The organism is Micromonospora sp. BQ11, from assembly GCF_052068135.1.
In the GTDB taxonomy this organism is placed as follows: Bacteria; Actinomycetota; Actinomycetes; order Mycobacteriales; family Micromonosporaceae; genus Micromonospora.
This window is the reverse complement of record NZ_JBQHDB010000002.1, coordinates 581,750-599,256: the sequence shown is the minus strand read 5'-3', so window position 1 is coordinate 599,256 and position 17,507 is coordinate 581,750. Positions and strand designations below refer to the sequence as shown.

Here is a 17,507-nt window from a genome sequence, read left to right as displayed (position 1 = left end):
CGCTTACCACCCCCCGTGTCTGGGTACCACTACGGTCAGCAGCCACTGACGGAGGTGAACCCACATGATCCAGAAGCGTATTGCCCAGTGGGCGGTGATGGCGATCGCCGTACCCGTGGCGGCGGCCGGCGCGCGCCGGCTCAGCCACACGCTGGAGGCCCGCCGTGGTCCCTCCGGAATCACCCGCCTGCTCAACAAGGGCGCGGACATGCTGCGCCCGCAGCAGGCGAAGCGTCGCCGCTTCTTCTGATCCGGCTCGCGCCGACGCCGTCCCCATCGACCCCCGGGGGCGGCGTCGCCGCGCATCCGGGCTCCTACCGGCCCGCCGAGACCTAGGATCGAAGGCGGGGACGTGTGACGGTCGGGGGTCGAGGATGCGGGACCTGCAGTACAAAATGATCATGGCGTTGAACGCGGCGGATCTCGGAGATCCGATCTGCGAGCAGGTCGCCGAGATCTGCGCCGAGATCGCCGAGCAGCACTGTCGGGAGTTCGGTCACACGCCGGAGGTGCGCTCCGGTGAGATCGCCGAGCTGTCCACCGGTGAACCGGCCCTGGCCTGGGCGCCCACCGAGACCGGGCAACGGGCGTGGTGAGCGCGCCGGCCCCGAACGTCGACATCCGGCGGGCGGACGAGCGTTTCACCACGTCGATCTCCTGGCTCGACTCGAAGCACTCCTTCTCGTTCTCCCGGCACTACGATCCGGCGAACACGCACCACGGCCTGCTGCTGGTCAACAACGACGACGTGGTCCGGCCGGGAGCTGGCTTCGAGACCCATCCCCACCAGGACATGGAGATCGTCACCTGGGTGCTGCGCGGGTCCCTGGTGCACCAGGACTCCACCGGCCACTCCGGGGTGATCTACCCGGGGCTGGCGCAGCGGATGAGCGCCGGCACCGGCATCCTGCACTCGGAGAAGAACGACTCCTGGAGGCTGGAGGGGCGGGACCCGCACAGTGACCCGGTCCACTTCGTGCAGATGTGGGTCCTACCCGACGCAGAGGGCGTCGACCCCGGCTACGAGCAGTTGGAGATCGAGGACCAACTCCTCAGGGGCGGACTGGTCCCGGTGGCGTCCGGGATGGACCGCCACGCCACCGACTCGGCGATCCGCATCCGCAACCGGTACGCGACCCTGCACGCCGCCCGGCTCGGCCCCGGGGACGAGGTGACGCTCCCGGGCGCGCCGTTCGTCCACCTCTACGTGCCGAGCGGCGCGGTGACCATGGAGGACAGCGGCGTCCTGGGCACCGGCGACGCGGCCCGGCTGACGATGACCGGCGGCCGCCGGCTCACCGCCACCGAGCCCGCCGAGATCCTGGTGTGGGAAATGCACGCCACAATCACCTGACCCCCCGCGTCCCCCCGCCCCGCCCCGCGCCGCCTTCCGCGATCTTGCACCTTCGGTCGCCGTTTCGTGTCGGTTGAACCCTTTTGTCCCGACCCGAAGTGCAAAATCGCGAGGGTGGGGCGGGGTGGGAGCGCGCCGGGCGGGCCCGGGTCGGGAGGGTACGGGGGTCCCCGTCCTCGTCGTCGCCGATCGTGACGACGTGACGCGCTCCGACCATTCCCGTCTCCGCCTTTGCTCTGCACCCCTCTACGCGCCAGCTACGTTGTGTGACCCGGTCGGGTGTCAGGCCGGAGGCGTGGATATCGCCAGCACCAGGTCAGGGACGTGGTGCGTCCTGGGGTGCAGAGCAAAGGCGGGAAACCGCATCATGGTGTGGCGGGCGCCATGTGACGGACGGTGACGGTCGACAGTCGTCACCGTAAGTAGGTGCGGCGGGCCAGGTCCACACGGCGGCACCGTGCGGGCTGGCCCGCCGCTGAACGGGGGAGCGGGGGGTGGGATCAGGCTTCGCTCTCCGAACGGTCCCCGGCCCAGAGAGTGTGGAAGCTCCCCTCACGGTCGACCCGGTGGTACGTGTGCGCCCCGAAGTTGTCCCGCAGGCCCTGGATGAGCGCCGCCGGCAGTCGCTCCGCGCGCAGCGCGTCGAAGTACGCCAGCGACGAGGCGAACGCCGGCGCGGGCACCCCCGCGCGGGCCGCCTCGGCCACCACCCGCCGCCAACTGGGCACGCCGTCGCGCACCGTGTCGGCGAACCACGGCGCCACCAGCAGGGTGGGCAGCTCGGGCTTCTCGTCGTACGCCTGCCGGATGCGGTCCAGGAAACGCGCCCGGATGATGCAGCCGCCCCGCCAGATGGTGGCGGTCCCGCCGAGGTCGATGTTCCAGTCGTACTCCCGGCTGCCGGCGCGAATCTGGTCGAAGCCCTGCGCGTACGCGACGATCTTGCTGGCCAGCAGCGCGCGCCGCACGTCCTCGACGAAGGTCTCCCGGTCGCTCACCTGCCACTTCTCGCCCGCGTCGGGGAACGCGGCGCGGGCGGCCTCGCGCTGGTCGGCGTGCCCGGACAGCGAGCGGGCGAAGGTCGCCTCGGCGATGCCGGTGATCGGGATGCCCAGGTCGAGGGCGCTCTGCACGGTCCAGCGGCCGGTGCCCTTCTGCTCGGCCTGATCGAGCACCACGTCCACGAAGGCCCGCCCGGTGGCCGCGTCGGTGTGTGCCAGGACGTCGGCGGTGATCTCGATGAGGAAGGACTCCAGCTCGCCGGAGTTCCACTCGCGGAAGATCTCCGCGATCTCCGCCGGCTCCGCCGACAGGCCCACCCGCAGCAGGTCGTACGCCTCGGCGATGAGCTGCATGTCGGCGTACTCGATGCCGTTGTGCACCATCTTCACGAAGTGACCGGCGCCGTCGGAGCCGATGTGCCGGCAGCACGGGGTGCCGTCCACCTGCGCGGCGATCTTCTCGAAGATCGGGCCGAGCTTGCGGTACGACTCCGGCGACCCGCCGGGCATGATGCTCGGCCCGAGCAGCGCGCCCTCCTCGCCGCCGGACACGCCGGTGCCGACGAAGTGCACGCCCTGCGCGCGCAGCGCCTCCTCACGGCGGCGGGTGTCGGCGAAATGCGCGTTGCCGCAGTCCACGATGATGTCGCCGGAGTCCAGCAGCGGCACCAGTTCGTCGATGACGGCGTCGGTGGGGCCGCCCGCCTTCACCATGACGATGACCGCGCGAGGGCGCTCCAGCGCCGCGACGAAGTCCCTCATCGACTCGGCCGGCACGAACGTCCCCTCGTCGCCGTGATCGGCGACCAGGGTGCGGGTCCGTTCAGGCGTTCGGTTGTGCACCGCCACGGTGAAGCCGTTCCGGGCGAGGTTGCGGGCCAGGTTCCGGCCCATCACCGCCAGTCCCGTCACGCCGATCTGCGCCGTCGCCTGCTCCGCCATGCGTCCCGCCACCTTCCATCGTCGACACTTCTGCCGCTGAGACCGTATCGCGCTCCACGGCGTACCGGGTGGTGTCGTGACCACCGGTCACCGCCGCGCCGCAGGACGTCGCGGCCGCCGCGATCGGGCGGGGCCGGGGTCAGCCGACCAGCGGGCGGAAGGTGCCGAGGAGGACGCTGGTCGTGACGGCCGCGAGGGCCAGGGCCGTCGCGCCGGCGACCAGCGCGGCGTCGGCGAGGCCGAAGTGTTGGTGCCGGGCGACCGTACGCGGGGTCTGCGCGTCGAAGCCCCGGGCGTCCATCGCGACGGCCAGTCGGGTGCCCCGCCGGATCGCACCGACCAGCAGCGCGAACCCCGTCGAGGCGAAGAGCCGCAGCCGGGCCACCGGGTTGCGCCCGGCGTCGACGCCCCGCGCCCGGCGGGCCATGGCGATCATCTGCCACTCCTGGCCGAGCAGCGGCACCAGCCGGAACGCGGCCAGGGCCCCGATGGCGAACCGGGCCGGCGCCTTCGCGTTCTGGACCAGCGCGTCGGCCAGGTCGGTCGGATCCGTGGTGGCGAAGACGATCACCCCCGGCAGGGCGACGGCGAACACCCGCAGCACGAGGCCGAGGGCGGTGAGCAGCACCCCGGAGGTGACCACCACCGGCCCGGCCTCGACCAGCACCCGACCGGAACGATCGGCCGCGAAGAGCACCAGCGTCACCACGATCCCGGCGGCGCTGAGCAGCAGGGGCCACGCCCGCCGGAGCAGCACCCGGGGGTGCACGCCGAACAGCGGCAGCACCGCCAGCTCCACGGCGATGGCGATCGCCGGAGCCACCGGGTCCAGGGTGGCGATGAGGACGATCGAGAAGACCAGGGCCGCCGCGAGCTTCGCCACCGGGTTGCGCCGGGCCAGCGGCGCGTCCGGCCGGGCGACCGGTCCGAAGTCCCCGATCACGGTCGCGTCCCGGGCCGCGCGTCGACCGGCGGGCGGTCCAGCAGGACCCTGCGGTCGGCCAGGGCGGCCACGAACTCCGCGTCGTGGGTGACGGTGACCAGGCCGTGCCCGGCGTCGCGCAGCTCGGCGAGGAGGTCGACCAGCTCCAGCCACGTCCGTCGGTCCTGGCCGAAGGTGGGTTCGTCGCAGACCAGCAGGCGGGGCGCGGTGGCCAGGGCCGTCGCCACGCTCAGCCGCCGCGCCTCACCACCGGAGAGGGTGTACGGGTTGGCGCCCGCGAGCTTCGTCAGCCGCAGCCGGTCCAGCAGCCCGTCCACCGTGGCCCGTACCTCCGGATCGGGACGGCCGGTGCGGCGGGGGCCCAGCGCCAGCTCGTCGAAGACGGTGCTCGTGACGAACTGGTGCTCCGGGTCCTGGAAGACCGAGCCGATCCGACGGGCCAGCGCCGGCGCGCGCCAGCGGTGCGGGGGAGTGCGGGCGTCGGCCCCGGCCAGCTCCGCCGTGGCGGCGACGCGACCGGTGCCCGGTTTCAGCAGCCCGCCGAGCAGCAGCGCGAGGGTGGACTTCCCGGCCCCGTTCGGGCCGAGGACGGCGAGCGCCTCGCCCGCGCGTACGGTCAGGTCGACGGCGGCCAGCCGGGGCGGCAGGCCGAGCCGTTCGGCGGCGAGCAGCGTCCCGCCCGCGGGCACGGTGGCCCGGCGGGGCGGTACGGGCCGGCCGGGCACCCAGACCCCGTCGGCGGCGAGCGCGTCGCCGTGTGTGCCGAAGACGGCCTCGGGGGTGCCGTCGACGCGCACGCCGCCGCCCGGCTGGAGCACGACCACCCGGTCGACCAGCGGCAGCGCCTCGGCGACCCGGTGCTCCACCAGGATCAACGTGGTGTCGGCGTCGACGGCCCGGGCCACCGCCTCCCGGACCAGCGCGGCACCGGCCGGGTCGAGGTTGGCGGTGGGCTCGTCGAGCAGCAGGAGCCCGGGGCGCAGGGCCAGCGCGCCGGCCAGGGCGAGACGCTGCTGCTCGCCGCCGGAGAGCGCGGCGGTGGGACGGTCCCGGTCGTACGGGAAGCCGACCCGGCGCAGCGCCTGGTCGACGCGCGGCCAGATCTCGGCGGCCGGTACGCCCCGGTTCTCCAGCCCGAACGCCACGTCGTCGCCGCAGCGGGCCATCACCAGCTGGGTCTCCGGGTCCTGAAAGACGATGCCGACCCGCTCCCGGTCCTTGCGCGGGTCCAGCCCGTCGATCTCGACGGTGCCCTCCTGCTCGCCGGAGTCCTCGGGCAGCAGGCCGGCGAGAGCCGCGAGCAGCGTGCTCTTGCCCGCCCCCGAGGGCCCGAGCAACAGCACCCGCTCCCCACGCTCCACCCGCAGGTCCGCTCCCCGCACCGCCCAGCGTTTCCGCCCGGCGTGCCGCCACCCGAACCCCCGCAGCTCCACCCGACCCACTACACCCACCCCCTCCGCCCACTGCTGTTGATCAAGAGGTTTGCGTCAGGACAACGGCTCCCGTTGACGCAAACCTCTTGATCAACGAGGGAGGGGGTGGGGTGGGTGGGGGTGGAGGTTAGATCAGTGCTCGGTCGCGGCCGGCGGGGAAGCGGTCCAGGACGCCGGTGTTGGCCAGGGCGCGCGTCAGGTACCAGGCGCCGGCGCCGGCGACGACCGTGGCGCTGAGCACGGTGATCACGAAGATCGGCACCCGGGCGCTCCACAGGTCGAGCGTCGTGTAGTACCGGGCCTGGTCGAAGATGGCCGCGGCCAGGCCGGCGAGGGCACCCGAGAGCAGGGCGGCCGGCAGGCGGAACGAGCGGTACCGGAAGGCGGCGAAGCCCAGCTCCGCGCCGAGGCCCTGGAACGCACCCTGGAGGATCGCCACGGCACCCCACTGGCTGCCCAGCAGCACCGAGATGAACGCGGCGAGGAACTCGCAGTAGAAGGCCGCCCCCGGCTTCCGGATGACGAGCCCGCCGAGCACGCCGGGCAGCAGCCAGATGCCGTAGATGACCGACTGGGCCGGCGGGAAGAACGCGAACGCGCCCTCGGTGGCGGCCCAGACAAGGTCCCAGGCCCAGAAGATGACGCCGAAGGCGACGGCGAGGACCGAGGCGACGACGATGTCGATCGTGCGCCAACGGGTGGTGTCGGTGGTGGTCATGCTGCGCTCCCAGTCCATGAGGTGAACCAGGAGAAGACGCACGCCGACGCCCGGATTGCCCGGACGGCGGCGCGGCTGGAGGTCGACCGAACTCCCTGCGCTGGCATTACCCAGATCAGGTTCGAGGGTCTGCGGGCGGTGCCCGCACTCTCAGCGCTGTGCGCTCCCCTGTCGGATGTGAAGTTGTCTCGTCGACGCTAACACCAGTGAAGATCATCGGGCAAAGTGATCTCTCCGCAGGTCATCCATCGACCGGGGCCGAGGTCGACCGGTATTCTCAGGCCGCCGGTCCCGCCACCCGGCAGAAGGACGCACACGTGACACCGGAAACCGAGGGCCCCGACCCGTCCCACGACGGCAGCGAGGCGCACCGCACAGGGATGGTCGGCCTGGCCGCACCGAACGCCCCGACCGGGACGCAGGGCGTACGCCCGGAGGAGTCGGCGGAGCGCGACGACGACGGCCCGCGCGGCGGGCTGGGCGGCCGGATCGGCTCGGTCGAGGTGCTCGCGGCACTGCTGGTGCTGCTGATCATCTTCCGGGAGCCGCTGGCCGGCCTCCTGTCCTCACCCCGACTCCAGACCTGGACCACCGTGTTCGTCTCGGTCATGGTCCAGGCGGTGCCCTTCCTCGTCTTCGGCGTGCTGCTCTCCGCGGTGATCGCCGTCTTCGTGCCCCGGTCGTTCTGGGCCCGGGCGCTGCCCCGCCATCCGGCCCTCGCGGTACCGGTGGCCAGCGCCGCGGGCGTGGTCCTGCCCGGCTGCGAGTGCGGCTCGGTGCCCATCGCCGGTTCGCTGATCCGGCGCGGCGTGACCCCGGCCGCCGCACTGGCCTTCCTGCTGGCCGCGCCGGCGATCAACCCGATCGTGCTCGCCGCCACCGCCGTCGCCTTCCCGAACAACCCGGAGATGGTCGTCGGCCGTGCGGTGGCCAGCCTCATCGTCGCCATGATCATGGGTTGGCTCTGGCTTCGCCTCGGCCGCGCCGACTGGATCCGGCTGCCCCGCCGTCCCGAGCTGGACGGTGGCCCGCGGGGCCTGGCGTTCTGGGCGGCGGTCCGACACGACGTCACCCACGCCGGTGGCTTCCTCGTGGTGGGCGCGATGGCCGCCGCCACCATCAACGTGTTGGTGCCCGAGCGGTGGTTGCAGACCCTCGCCGACAACCCGGTGCTGTCCGTGCTGGCCCTCGCCGTACTCGCCGTCCTGCTGTCCATCTGCTCGGAGGCGGACGCCTTCGTGGCGGCCTCGCTGTCGCAGTTCTCGCTCACGTCCCGGCTCGTCTTCCTGGTGGTGGGACCGATGGTCGACCTGAAACTGATCTCGATGCAGACCGGCGTCTTCGGCCGGCGGTTCGCGTCCCGTTTCGCGCCGACCACCTTCGTGGTGGCCGTCCTCGTCGCCGTCGGCGTCGGGGCGGTGCTGCTGTGAACCGGCAGGCGCAGGCCGTCGTCCTGCTGCTGCTCGGCGGCGCGGTGATCCGCGCCAGCCTCACCGACCTCTACCTGAACTACGTCAAGGAGGGGCTGCGTCCCTTCCTGGTCGCCGCCGGGATCGTCCTGGTCGTGGCCGCGATCATGACCCTCTGGTACGAGCTGCGCCCGGCCCGCCCCGCGTCGGTTCCGGCCGACGGCCCCGGCCTCGAAGGGCACGACGCACCCGGGCACGACGGGCACACCGACGACGACGGGCACGGCCACCACGAGCCGCGGGTCGGCTGGCTGCTGATCCTTCCCGTGCTCGGGCTGCTGCTGGTCGCCCCGCCGGCCCTCGGGTCGTACGCGGCTGGGCAGGCCGGCACCGCCCTGTCCAGCCAGCAGCAACCCTCGGACTACCCGCCGCTGCCCGAGGGCGACCCGGTGCGGGTGGGAGTGCTCGACTACGCCTCGCGGGCGCTGTTCGACAAGGGCACGTCCATCGGCGACCGGCGGGTGCTGATCACCGGTTTCGTCGCGAAGGGCCCGGACGGGCAGCCGATCCTCGCCCGGATCGTGCTCTCCTGCTGCGCCGCCGACGGGCGGCCGGTCAAGCTCGGCCTGACCGGCGACGTGCCCGCCGGTCTCCCCGACGACACCTGGGTCGAGGTGACCGGCCGGTACAGCGACCGGGTCGCCCCGGACCCGGTCAACGACGCGGAGATCCCGTACCTCGACGTGGAGTCGTGGAAGCAGGTGCCCGCCCCCAAGCGCCAGTACGAGTGAGGGCCGCCCCGCCTGGGTAGGCTGCCGATCATGCGGATCGAGGCCCGAGGACTGACCTTCGACGTACGCGCGGGTGGGCCGGAGGACGGCGCGCCCGTGCTCCTGCTGCACGGCTTCCCACAGCACTCCGGCGAGTGGGACGAGGTGGTGCCGGCCCTGCACGCCGCCGGCCTGCGCACGTACGCACTGGACCAGCGGGGTTACTCGCCGGGCGCGCGGCCGGAGGCCGTCGAGGCGTACGCGATGCCGGAGCTGACCGCCGACGCGGTGGCCGTGCTGGACGCCCTCGGCGTCGACGCGGCGCACGTGGTGGGGCACGACTGGGGTGCCGTGGTCGGCTGGGACCTCGCCGCCCGGCACCCCGACCGGGTCCGCACCCTGACGGCGGTGTCCGTGCCGCACCCCGCAGCCTTCGCCCACGCGCTGGCGAAGGACCCGCAGCAGAAGGCGCGCTCGGCGTACATCATGCTGTTCCGTCAGCCCGGCAGGGCGGAGAAGGCGCTGCTGGCGCTCAACGCCACCGGCCTGCGGCGGATGCTGCACGGCGTCGGCGACGACCGGCGGGTGGCCGCGTACGCCGACCCGATGCGCGAACCCGGCGCCCTCACCGCGGCGCTGAACTGGTACCGGGCGATGTCCCGCACCACGATGGCGTCCACCGGCCCGGTGTCGGTGCCGACCACCTACGTGTGGAGCGACCGGGACATCGCGGTGGGGCGGACCGCCGCGGAGGCGTGCGCCGAGAACGTGACCGGCGACTACCGGTTCGTCACGCTGCCCCGGGTGAGCCACTGGATCCCCGACGAGGCTCCCGCACCGCTGGCCGAGGCGATCCTGGCCCGCGTACGCGGTCTGGCCTGACCCGTTGGCCGGACCGGTCCGGCCGACGGCGCAACGAGAGGACACGGATGGACGGAGGAAGCGTGACGCTGAGCGGTGACGACTACCTGGCGGTGGTGACGGCGACGATGCACCGGGTGGCCGAGAGCCAGCGTGCGGCGGTGGCGCGGGCGGCGGACCTGGTCGCCGAGGCGGTCCGCGCCGACGGTGTCGTGCACGCCTTCGGCACCGGCCACTCCGAGGCGCTCGCCATGGAGATCGCCGGCCGGGCCGGTGGGCTGGTGCCGACCAACCGGATCGCCCTGCGCGACCTGGTGCTGCTCGGCGGCGGGTCGCCGGAGATGCTCGGGCCGATGCTGGAACGGGACCCGTCAGTGGCGCACCGCCTGTACGACCTGGCCCCGGTCCGCCCGCAGGACGTGTTCGTGCTCGCCTCCAACTCGGGCGTCAACGGCGCGATGGTCGAGTTCGCCGCCCTGGTGCGGGAGAAGGGGCACCGGCTGATCGTCATCACCTCCACCGAGCATTCCGGGCGGATGACCTCCCGCCACCCGTCCGGGCGCAAGCTCGCCGACTTCGCCGACGTCGTGCTCGACAACGGCGCCCCGTACGGAGACGCCACCCTTCCGCTGCCCGGCGGCGGCGCGGTGGGCGCGGTCTCCTCGATCACCGCGGCGCTGCTGGCCCAGCAGTTGACGGTCGAGGTGGTGGCCCGGCTGCTGGCGGCGGGGGAGCGGCCCCCGGTCTACCTGTCGGCCAACATCGCTGGCGGCGACGAGCACAACAACGCCCTGGAGGCCCGGTACGCGGGCCGCATCCGCCGCGGCTCCTGACCGCCGGGTGACGGGCGGATGTCCGGAAGATGTCCGGCCGGTGGCCGAAGCGGTTTCACGATCAACGTGATCGGGCATCAGCGATCCTGCCGGTGGGTGCGATCCGCCGGCAGTACCGTCTGACCGGAGGTGAGCGTGTCGAAGGAATCCGAGAAGCAGCGCTGGCAGCGCAACTTCGCCGATCTGCTGCAGGAGTTGCGGGTCGCCCAGACGGGCGTCCAGATCCTCTTCGCCTTCCTGCTCACCCTGCCGTTCAGCAACGGTTTCACCCGGACCACGAACTTCCAGAAGGACGTCTACATCGTCTCGCTGCTCGCCGCGGCGGCCGCCACCGCGATGATCATCTCGCCGGTCGCGTTCCACCGGGCGCTGTTCCGTCAGGGCCGCAAGCCGGAGCTGGTCCGGTTCGCGCACCGGATGGCCAGTGGCGGGCTCGCCTTCATGCTCATCTCGATGGTGGCCGCGGTCCTGCTGATCACGGACTTCGTGCTCGACCGGCCGATCGCCTTCGTGCTGAGCGGGCTCACCGCGATCTGGTTCCTCACCTTCTGGGCGATCCTGCCGTTCGCCCGGCGCAGCTGGGGTGAGGACGACGTCGACGACGAGGAAGACAACCCGCCGACCGGCGTCCGGGACTGACCGGCACGCGGGAACCGACGAAACTCGATCTCACGGAACGCTACCCCTGGGTAACACCCGGGGGTAGCGTTTTCGGTGTCGCGTTCGTCGACGCAGCCGGACCGAGGTTCGAGGGGGCAGCCGTGACCACCACGCAGAACAGCCGACCCGCGCCGGACGACTCCGGCGCGGACCGACCCACCGCCGACCGCGTGGACGCCGCCGGTGGCGCCGGGCCACTGCCGACGGAGGCCGGCCAGGTCTCCGAGAAGGAGGCCCGCCAGGTGGCGGAGGCGGCCCGGGAGTCCTCCTGGGACCGTCCGAGCTTCGGCAAGGAACTCTTCCTCGGCCGGTTCCGCCTCGACCTCATCGAGCCGTGGCCCCGCCCCGACCCGGCGGACGTGAGCCGGGCCGACGAGTTCCTCGGGCGGTTCCGCGAGTTCCTCGCCTCCGAGGTGGACGGTGCGGCGATCGAGCGCGATGCGTCCATCCCGGACGAGGTCTTCCAGGGACTGGGCCGGCTCGGCGCGTTCGGCATGAAGATCGACCGCAGCTATGGCGGGCTCGGGCTGAGCAACCTGCACTACTGCCGGGCGCTGATGCTGGCCGGCTCGATCAGCCCGGCCATCGGCGCGCTGCTCTCCGCCCACCAGTCCATCGGCGTGCCCCAACCGCTGAAGATGTTCGGCACCGCCGAGCAGAAGCAGCGCTTCCTGCCCCGGCTCGCCGCCGGTGAGGTCTCCGCCTTCCTGCTCACCGAGCCGGACGTGGGCTCCGACCCGGCCCGGCTCGCCACCACCGCCGAACCGACCCCGGACGGCACCGGCTACCGCCTCAACGGGGTCAAGCTCTGGGCCACCAACGGCACGGTGGCGACCCTGCTGGTGGTGATGGCCCGGGTACCGGCCACCGAGGGTCGGCGGGGCGGCATCACCGCGTTCGTGGTCGAGGGCGACTCCGAGGGCATCACGGTGGAGCGCCGCAACGCCTTCGTCGGCCTGCGGGGCCTGGAGAACAGCCTCACCCGCTTCCACGACGTCTTCGTGCCGGCCGAGAACGTGATCGGTGGCGAGGGCAAGGGCCTGAAGATCGCCCTGACCACGCTCAACACCGGCCGGCTGTCGCTGCCCGCGATGTGCGTCGGTGCCGGCAAGTGGGCGCTGAACGTGGCCCGCGAGTGGGCCGCCGACCGCGTCCAGTGGGGCCGTCCGGTGGGTGAGCACGAGGCGGTGGCGCAGAAGCTGTCCTTCATCGCGGCCACCACGTACGGCATGGAGACCATGCTCGACCTGTGCTGCCTGCTCGCCGACGACGACCACAACGACATCCGCATCGAGGCCGCCCTCGTGAAGCTGTACGCGAGCGAGATGGCCTGGCGGATCGCCGACGAGCTGATCCAGATCCGGGGCGGCCGCGGCTACGAGACCGCCGACTCCCTGGCCGCCCGGGGCGAGCGCCCGGCCGCCGTCGAGCAGCTCCTGCGGGACCTGCGGATCAACCGGATCTTCGAGGGGTCGACGGAGATCATGCACCTGCTCATCGCCCGGGAGGCGGTCGACGCGCACCTCTCGGTCGCGGGGGACATCATCGACCCGGACGCCGGCCTGGGCCGCAAGGCGAAGGCCGGGGCCCGCGCCGGCGCGTTCTACGCGAAGTGGCTGCCCACCCTGGCCGTGGGCAAGGGACAGGCCCCCGGTGCGTACGCCGGATACGGTCCCCTCGCCGGCCACCTGCGCCACGTCGAGCGGGCCTCCCGCAAGCTGGCCCGGTCGACGTTCTACGCGATGTCCCGGTGGCAGGGGAAGATGGAGCGGAAGCAGGCGTTCCTCGGCCGCGTGGTGGACATCGGCGCCGAGTTGTTCGCGATGGCCGCGGTCTGCGTCCGGGCCCACGCCGAACGGGGCACCCGCCCGGAGAACGTGGAGCTGGCCGACCTGTTCTGCCGGCAGGCCCGGGTCCGGGTGGACGCGCTTTTCACCGCCCTCTGGGAGAACACCGACTCCGTCGACGTGGCCGCCGCCCGACGCATCCTCGCCGGCCGGTACGCCGGGTTGGAGGAGGGTGTGATCACGCCGCCGGCCGACCTGCCGTGGGTGGCCCGCTGGTCGCCCGGCCCGTCCGACGCCGCCGACGTGCGCCGCCGCATCCCGCCGCCGTCCTGACGCCGACCCGCTGCCCGGCGGGCGGCCGCCCCGGCACCGCATCGGCCGGTCCGCCGCCCGCCGGTGCCGCGCGGATGAGCGTCATACCTGGCCGTCATATTCATGACGGACAGGTATGACGCATGCGAGGGCGCCCGGCCGAACCGATGGGCGCGCTGCGCTGGGGGAGGGCGGGTCAGCGGGAGACGGCCCAGGCCAGCACCACCGCCAGGATCAGGCCGTTGAGCACGGCCAAGCCGAGGTACGCCGCCGGCGGGATCTTGCGGCCCTGCCGGACGAACGTGAGGAGGAAACCGGCGTAGCCCAGCAGCAGGACGGCGATGACGACGAGGAAGAAGAACACCCGACGACCTTAGCGACCGCCGGGCCCGCGGAAGCCGGCGCAGCGCCCGCCCGGACGCGGAGGTTCGGCGCAGCGCCCGCACGAGCGCCGGAGTTCCGGCGGGAGCCGGCGTCGCGCCCGGCCCGAGGGACCCGGGCGGGTCAGCGGCCGTCGCGCAGGCCGAGTTGGCGCAGCTCCAGGGCGGCCAGCGCGTCGACGGTCGCGTCGTCGCCCCGCCGCCACGCCTCGGCGACGTCCGGCCCGATCCGGGTGAGCGTGCCCAACGGCTGGGTCGCCAGTGCCCGTAGCGCGAGCAGGTCCCGTCCGGCGGGCGCGGCGGCCAGCTTCGCCGCCGAGCCGGCGCGACGCATCCAGCGCAGCCGCAGCGGCAGCCAGCCGAACAGCACCAGGCCGATCGGGAAGACGAGGAACGCGACCGCCAGGGCGAGGGCGAGCTGGTCGACCAGTTCCTGCTGGTCCCGGCCCGCGTCGGCCAGGGAGCGCGCCGCGTCGGCGGCCCGTTCGAACGGCGCGGTCAACTCGTCGCCGACCAGCGGCACCCGGCCGACCTTGCCGCCGGCCTCGCCCAGGTTGTCGGCCAGGCCGCTCCCGGCACCCTCCAGCTTCTGTCCGGGTACGGCGAGCTTCTGCACCAGGTCGTGCAGCCACAGCGCACCGCGCACCGCCGCGTACACCCAGGCGACGACGAGCAGGTCGGTGATCAACTGTCGGACGGCGGTCGGGAAGCGATCGGCGTAGATCTTCACGCCGGACAGCGTGCCACGACGGTGCGGTACGGGGCACCCCACACGCGTGTTAGGAAGGGGCCCTTGTACAACGCGAGGCGTTAAGAAGGGGCCCTTCCTTACACCGCGATGCCGGGGGAGCCTTCTCGGGAGTGGTCGACGGCGTCGGACACGATGTGCGCGACGTGCTCGTCGACCAGGGCGTACGCGATCTCCCGGCCGCGCCGGGAACCGCGCACCACGCCGGCGCCGCGCAGCACCCGCAGGTGCTGGGAGACCAGCGGCTGCGGTGCCCCCAGCTTGTCGACCAGCTCGTGGACGCAGCGCTCGCCGTCGGCCAGCTCGCTGACGATGGCCAGCCGGATCGGTGCCGAGAGCGCACGCAGCAATTCGCTGGCGCCCTCGAACGCGTCGTACCCTGACCCGCTGCTCACTCTGTAACGGTAACCAATGCTGTGGGCAGTGCGCTGATCAGGATCGGTGCAGGACGACCTCGTGCGGCTCGGCGGCCGGCGCGGCGGCCGGGACGGCCCGGCGACGCAGCGCCCGCCAGACCGCCGCGGCGATCGCGACGACCCCGAAGGAGGCGATCGCCATCAGCACCACCGACGCGCCCGGGGCGGTGTCGGCGGTGGCGGCGACCCAGACGCCGGAGGCGGCGGCGAACAGACCCAGCGTCATCGCGGCGGTCATGGTGCTGCGGAAGCCCCGGGTCACCTGCTGGGAGGCCGCCACCGGCACCACCATCAGGGCGCTGATGAGCAGTACGCCGACCGCCTGCATGGCGATGGTGACGGTGACCGCCGTGGCGACCGCGAGCAGCAGGTTGAGCGTCCGCACCGGCAGGCCGGAGACCCGCGCGTACTCCTCGTCGTGGCAGACCGCGAAGAGCGCCGGACGCAGCGCCAGCATGGTCACCAGGATCACCACGCCGAGCACCACGATCGTGACCAGGTCGGCGGTGCGGATGGTGACCAGCGACCCGAACAGGTACGCGGTCAGGTTGGCGCTGGTGCTGTCGGAGAGCCCGACCAGCATGACGCCCCCGGCGATACCGCCGTAGAACAGCAACGCGAGCGCCAGGTCACCGGAGGTGCGTCCGCGGGCGCGGACCAGCTCGATGGTGATCGCGCCGAGACTCGCCACGATCACCGCCACCAGCACCGGTGACTGCTTGAGCAGCAGGCCGGCGCCGACACCGGTCAGCGCGACGTGGCCGATCCCGTCCCCGATCAGCGCCAGCCTCCGCTGCACCAGGTAGATGCCGAGGGCCGGGGCCGCCAGGCCGATGACCAGCGCCGCGATCAGGGCACGCTGCATGTAGGGGTACTGGAAGAGTTCCATGGTCAGCTGCTCCACAGCCCGGCGGGCTCGTCGGGGCCGTGCGGGTGCACGTGGTCGTGGTCGGGCTCGGCGTGGTGGCCGGCGGGCTCGGGCACCGCGCCGTCGTGGACGATCCCGCCGGCGTGCACGACGATCGCGCGACTGATCAGCGGTCGCAGCGGGCCCAGCTCGTGGGCCACCAGCAGGACCGTGCCCCCGCCGCCGACGAAGTCGCGCAGCGCGCCGGCGAACGCCTCCTGGCTCTCCGCGTCCACCCCGGCGGTCGGCTCGTCGAGCACCAGCAGCTCCGGCCGGCCGGCCAGCGCGCGGGCGATCAGGGTGCGCTGCTGCTGCCCCCCGGAGAGGGTGGCGACCGGGTCGCGGTCACGGTCGGCCAGGCCCACGGCGCGCAGCGCCGCGTCGACGGCGTCGCGGTCGGCGGCGCCGGCCGGGCGCAGGACGCCCCGTCGGGCGAGCCGGCCGGAGGCCACCACCTCGCGGACGGTGGCCGGTACGCCGCTGCCGGCGCCCAGCCGCTGCGGGACGTACCCGATGCGGTGCCACTCGCGGAACCGCCGCAACGGACGGTCGAAGAGGGTGACCGACCCGGAGCTGAGCGGCACCAGCCCGAGGACGGCACGGATGAGCGTGGACTTCCCGGAGCCGTTGGCACCGAGCAGGGCGACCACCTCGCCGGTGGCCACCGTCAGGGAGACGTCACGCAGCACGGGGCGGCCGTCGTAGCCGACCACCCCGTGCGTGACGGTGATGACAGGGGATGTCACGAGCAGCTCAACGCCGTCCTCAGGCTCGCCAGGTTGGTACGCATCACCGAAAGGTAGTCGCCGCCGTTGTCGGTCGACAGCCCTTCGATCGGATCCAGCACGGCGGTCTTCGCACCCACCTGGCCGGCGATGGTCTCGGCGACCTTCGGGCTGACCAGCGTCTCGAAGAAGATGGTGGTGGCCTTGTGCTCCTTGGCCTCCTCGGCGACCTCGGCCAGGCGCTGCGGCGACGGCTCGTTCTCCGGGCTGAGGCCGGTGATGCCGATCTGCTCCAGCTGGTAGCGCTCGGTCAGGTACCCGAAGGCGGTGTGGCTGACCACGATCTCGCGGCGCTGGCAGGTCTTCAGCCCGGCGCTGAACTCGCCGTCCAGCTTCTCCAGCTCCGTACGGAGCTCCTTCGCCCGGGTCGTGTACTCGGCGGCCCGGTCCGGGTCGGCCTTGCCCAGTCGCTCGGCGAACCTGTCGCCGACGGTGGCCAGGCGCGTCGGGTCCAGCCAGAGGTGCGGGTCCTTACCGCCGGCCTCCTCCTCGTGCGCGGGCTCTTCGCTCTCGCCCTCGTGATGGTGGGCGTCGGCCGCGGCGTCGCGCAGCGGCTGCACGGTGGCGACGTCGAAGGCGCGGTCCTTGGCGTTCTGCTCGACGGCCTCGTCGACCTGTGGTTGGAAGCCGGCGAGGTAGACCACCAGCTCCGCCTCCGCGACGGCGCCGACCTGGCCCGGGTTGAGCTCCACGTCGTGCGGCTCGGCGCCCGGCTTGACCAGGTTGCTGACCGTCACCGCGTCGCCGCCGATCCGCTCGGCCAGGAACTGGAGCGGGTAGAAGGCGGCCACCACGTCGACCCGCTGCGGGTCGGCGCCGGCGGCCTTGCCGTCGGAGCAGGCGGTGACGCCGCCCAGGGCGAGCAGGGCGGTCGCGGCGGCGGCCAGGGCGCGCGGTGCGGTGCGGTTGTTCATGTCGTCAACTGTCCGCGCGAACGACAATGATTGTCAAAAACGCATGCTTGCATGTCAGAGCACCTTCGCCAGTCCCGCCGCCACCAGCAGGGTCAGCATCACCAGCCGGATCACCCGCGTCCCGGGCGTCTGGACCGTCCAGGTGGTCGTCAGCAGCGCGGCCAGCCCCGCCGCCAGCAGAAGGGTGAGCAGGCCACCGACCACGCCCGGTGTGAAGAACGCGACGAGCACCAGCACCAGGGTGACCAGGAACACCGTCGTCGGGTTCGCCCGGGCCAGCCGGGCCGCGATCGGGCTCTGCGTACGCTGCATCCCACAGACTCTACGAGGAGGA

Annotated in this window: 20 protein-coding genes and 1 riboswitch; of the genes, 9 read left to right on the top strand and 11 right to left on the bottom strand. The window is 72.9% G+C overall.

The window, feature by feature from the left end; all coding sequences use genetic code 11:
* Window positions 1–64: 64 nt before the first annotated feature.
* From ACTMSW_RS06785 to ACTMSW_RS06775, 3 genes are all read left to right on the top strand, one after another.
* On the top strand, window positions 65–250 hold the full coding sequence (locus tag ACTMSW_RS06785) for a hypothetical protein (RefSeq protein ID WP_441179584.1): 186 nt from the start codon (window positions 65–67) through the stop codon (window positions 248–250).
* A gap of 124 nt (window positions 251–374) precedes the next feature.
* Window positions 375–596 (top strand): thioredoxin reductase, encoded by a 222-nt coding sequence (locus ACTMSW_RS06780; RefSeq protein ID WP_441179583.1) that lies wholly within the window; start codon window positions 375–377, stop codon window positions 594–596.
* Window positions 590–1,354, top strand: a complete 765-nt coding sequence (locus ACTMSW_RS06775; RefSeq protein WP_441179582.1) for a pirin family protein — start codon at window positions 590–592, stop codon at window positions 1,352–1,354. The genes ACTMSW_RS06780 and ACTMSW_RS06775 overlap by 7 nt, the downstream gene beginning before the upstream one ends.
* 500 nt (window positions 1,355–1,854) lie before the next feature.
* On the opposite strand, the gene gndA is transcribed toward ACTMSW_RS06775, so the two are convergent.
* From gndA to ACTMSW_RS06755, 4 genes are all read right to left on the bottom strand, one after another.
* Complete coding sequence (gene gndA, locus ACTMSW_RS06770) at window positions 1,855–3,297, bottom strand: NADP-dependent phosphogluconate dehydrogenase (protein WP_441179581.1); 1,443 nt, start codon at window positions 3,295–3,297, stop codon at window positions 1,855–1,857.
* Window positions 3,298–3,436: 139 nt separating this feature from the next.
* Window positions 3,437–4,237 carry an energy-coupling factor transporter transmembrane component T family protein gene (locus tag ACTMSW_RS06765; protein ID WP_441179688.1) on the bottom strand — a complete coding sequence of 267 codons (801 nt, stop codon included), beginning with the start codon at window positions 4,235–4,237 and terminating at the stop codon, window positions 3,437–3,439.
* On the bottom strand, window positions 4,237–5,682 hold the full coding sequence (locus ACTMSW_RS06760; protein WP_441179580.1) for an ABC transporter ATP-binding protein: 1,446 nt from the start codon (window positions 5,680–5,682) through the stop codon (window positions 4,237–4,239). The genes ACTMSW_RS06765 and ACTMSW_RS06760 overlap by 1 nt, the downstream gene beginning before the upstream one ends.
* A 118-nt stretch (window positions 5,683–5,800) precedes the next feature.
* Window positions 5,801–6,391 carry an ECF transporter S component gene (locus tag ACTMSW_RS06755; RefSeq protein WP_441179579.1) on the bottom strand — a complete coding sequence of 197 codons (591 nt, stop codon included), beginning with the start codon at window positions 6,389–6,391 and terminating at the stop codon, window positions 5,801–5,803.
* A 74-nt stretch (window positions 6,392–6,465) separates the two neighbouring features.
* Window positions 6,466–6,571, bottom strand: a riboswitch (TPP riboswitch).
* Between the two features lie 200 nt (window positions 6,572–6,771).
* On the opposite strand from ACTMSW_RS06755, the gene ACTMSW_RS06750 reads away from it, so the two are divergent.
* From ACTMSW_RS06750 to ACTMSW_RS06725, 6 genes are all read left to right on the top strand, one after another.
* Window positions 6,772–7,821 (top strand): permease, encoded by a 1,050-nt coding sequence (locus tag ACTMSW_RS06750; RefSeq protein WP_441179687.1) that lies wholly within the window; start codon window positions 6,772–6,774, stop codon window positions 7,819–7,821.
* Window positions 7,818–8,591, top strand: coding sequence for a TIGR03943 family putative permease subunit (locus ACTMSW_RS06745; protein WP_441179578.1), 774 nt, complete (start codon window positions 7,818–7,820; stop codon window positions 8,589–8,591). Before ACTMSW_RS06750 ends, ACTMSW_RS06745 begins: the two co-directional genes overlap by 4 nt.
* A gap of 30 nt (window positions 8,592–8,621) precedes the next feature.
* Entirely contained in the window at window positions 8,622–9,452 is an 831-nt protein-coding gene (locus ACTMSW_RS06740) for an alpha/beta fold hydrolase (RefSeq protein WP_441179577.1), read from the top strand.
* A 62-nt stretch (window positions 9,453–9,514) separates the two neighbouring features.
* Entirely contained in the window at window positions 9,515–10,264 is a 750-nt protein-coding gene (locus ACTMSW_RS06735; protein WP_441179576.1) for a sugar isomerase domain-containing protein, read from the top strand.
* 135 nt (window positions 10,265–10,399) lie between these two features.
* Complete coding sequence (locus ACTMSW_RS06730; RefSeq protein WP_441179575.1) at window positions 10,400–10,903, top strand: DUF6328 family protein; 504 nt, start codon at window positions 10,400–10,402, stop codon at window positions 10,901–10,903.
* 122 nt (window positions 10,904–11,025) lie between these two features.
* Complete coding sequence (locus ACTMSW_RS06725; RefSeq protein ID WP_441179574.1) at window positions 11,026–13,044, top strand: acyl-CoA dehydrogenase family protein; 2,019 nt, start codon at window positions 11,026–11,028, stop codon at window positions 13,042–13,044.
* Between the two features lie 175 nt (window positions 13,045–13,219).
* Here the strand turns inward: ACTMSW_RS06725 and ACTMSW_RS06720 are convergent, their stop codons facing one another.
* The 7 genes from ACTMSW_RS06720 to ACTMSW_RS06690 form a co-directional block, all read right to left on the bottom strand.
* Complete coding sequence (locus tag ACTMSW_RS06720; protein WP_441179573.1) at window positions 13,220–13,387, bottom strand: hypothetical protein; 168 nt, start codon at window positions 13,385–13,387, stop codon at window positions 13,220–13,222.
* Window positions 13,388–13,527: 140 nt separating this feature from the next.
* A complete protein-coding gene (locus ACTMSW_RS06715; protein ID WP_441179572.1) occupies window positions 13,528–14,133 on the bottom strand; it encodes a hypothetical protein in 606 nt (201 codons plus the stop codon).
* A gap of 98 nt (window positions 14,134–14,231) precedes the next feature.
* The gene (locus ACTMSW_RS06710; protein WP_441179571.1) at window positions 14,232–14,546 is read right to left on the bottom strand and encodes an ArsR/SmtB family transcription factor; all 315 of its coding nucleotides are present in this window, start codon (window positions 14,544–14,546) and stop codon (window positions 14,232–14,234) included.
* 37 nt (window positions 14,547–14,583) lie between these two features.
* Window positions 14,584–15,456 carry a metal ABC transporter permease gene (locus ACTMSW_RS06705; protein WP_441179685.1) on the bottom strand — a complete coding sequence of 291 codons (873 nt, stop codon included), beginning with the start codon at window positions 15,454–15,456 and terminating at the stop codon, window positions 14,584–14,586.
* 2 nt (window positions 15,457–15,458) lie between these two features.
* Entirely contained in the window at window positions 15,459–16,220 is a 762-nt protein-coding gene (locus ACTMSW_RS06700; protein WP_441179569.1) for a metal ABC transporter ATP-binding protein, read from the bottom strand.
* Entirely contained in the window at window positions 16,217–17,173 is a 957-nt protein-coding gene (locus ACTMSW_RS06695; protein ID WP_441179568.1) for a metal ABC transporter substrate-binding protein, read from the bottom strand. Before ACTMSW_RS06695 ends, ACTMSW_RS06700 begins: the two co-directional genes overlap by 4 nt.
* A 54-nt stretch (window positions 17,174–17,227) precedes the next feature.
* Complete coding sequence (locus tag ACTMSW_RS06690; protein WP_441179567.1) at window positions 17,228–17,485, bottom strand: hypothetical protein; 258 nt, start codon at window positions 17,483–17,485, stop codon at window positions 17,228–17,230.
* Between the last annotated feature and the right edge of the window lie 22 nt (window positions 17,486–17,507).

What these genes read in the sequence shown, in the direction of transcription:
- ACTMSW_RS06785 (WP_441179584.1), top strand. Translation starts at nt 65, where the DNA reads ATGATCCAGAAGCGTATTGCCCAGTGGGCGGTGATGGCGATCGCCGTA.
- ACTMSW_RS06780 (WP_441179583.1), top strand. Translation starts at nt 375, where the DNA reads ATGCGGGACCTGCAGTACAAAATGATCATGGCGTTGAACGCGGCGGAT.
- gndA (WP_441179581.1), bottom strand. Translation starts at nt 3,297, where the DNA reads ATGGCGGAGCAGGCGACGGCGCAGATCGGCGTGACGGGACTGGCGGTG.
- ACTMSW_RS06755 (WP_441179579.1), bottom strand. Translation starts at nt 6,391, where the DNA reads ATGACCACCACCGACACCACCCGTTGGCGCACGATCGACATCGTCGTC.
- ACTMSW_RS06750 (WP_441179687.1), top strand. Translation starts at nt 6,772, where the DNA reads ATGGTCGGCCTGGCCGCACCGAACGCCCCGACCGGGACGCAGGGCGTA.
- ACTMSW_RS06740 (WP_441179577.1), top strand. Translation starts at nt 8,622, where the DNA reads ATGCGGATCGAGGCCCGAGGACTGACCTTCGACGTACGCGCGGGTGGG.
- ACTMSW_RS06705 (WP_441179685.1), bottom strand. Translation starts at nt 15,456, where the DNA reads ATGGAACTCTTCCAGTACCCCTACATGCAGCGTGCCCTGATCGCGGCG.
- ACTMSW_RS06695 (WP_441179568.1), bottom strand. Translation starts at nt 17,173, where the DNA reads ATGAACAACCGCACCGCACCGCGCGCCCTGGCCGCCGCCGCGACCGCC.
- ACTMSW_RS06690 (WP_441179567.1), bottom strand. Translation starts at nt 17,485, where the DNA reads ATGCAGCGTACGCAGAGCCCGATCGCGGCCCGGCTGGCCCGGGCGAAC.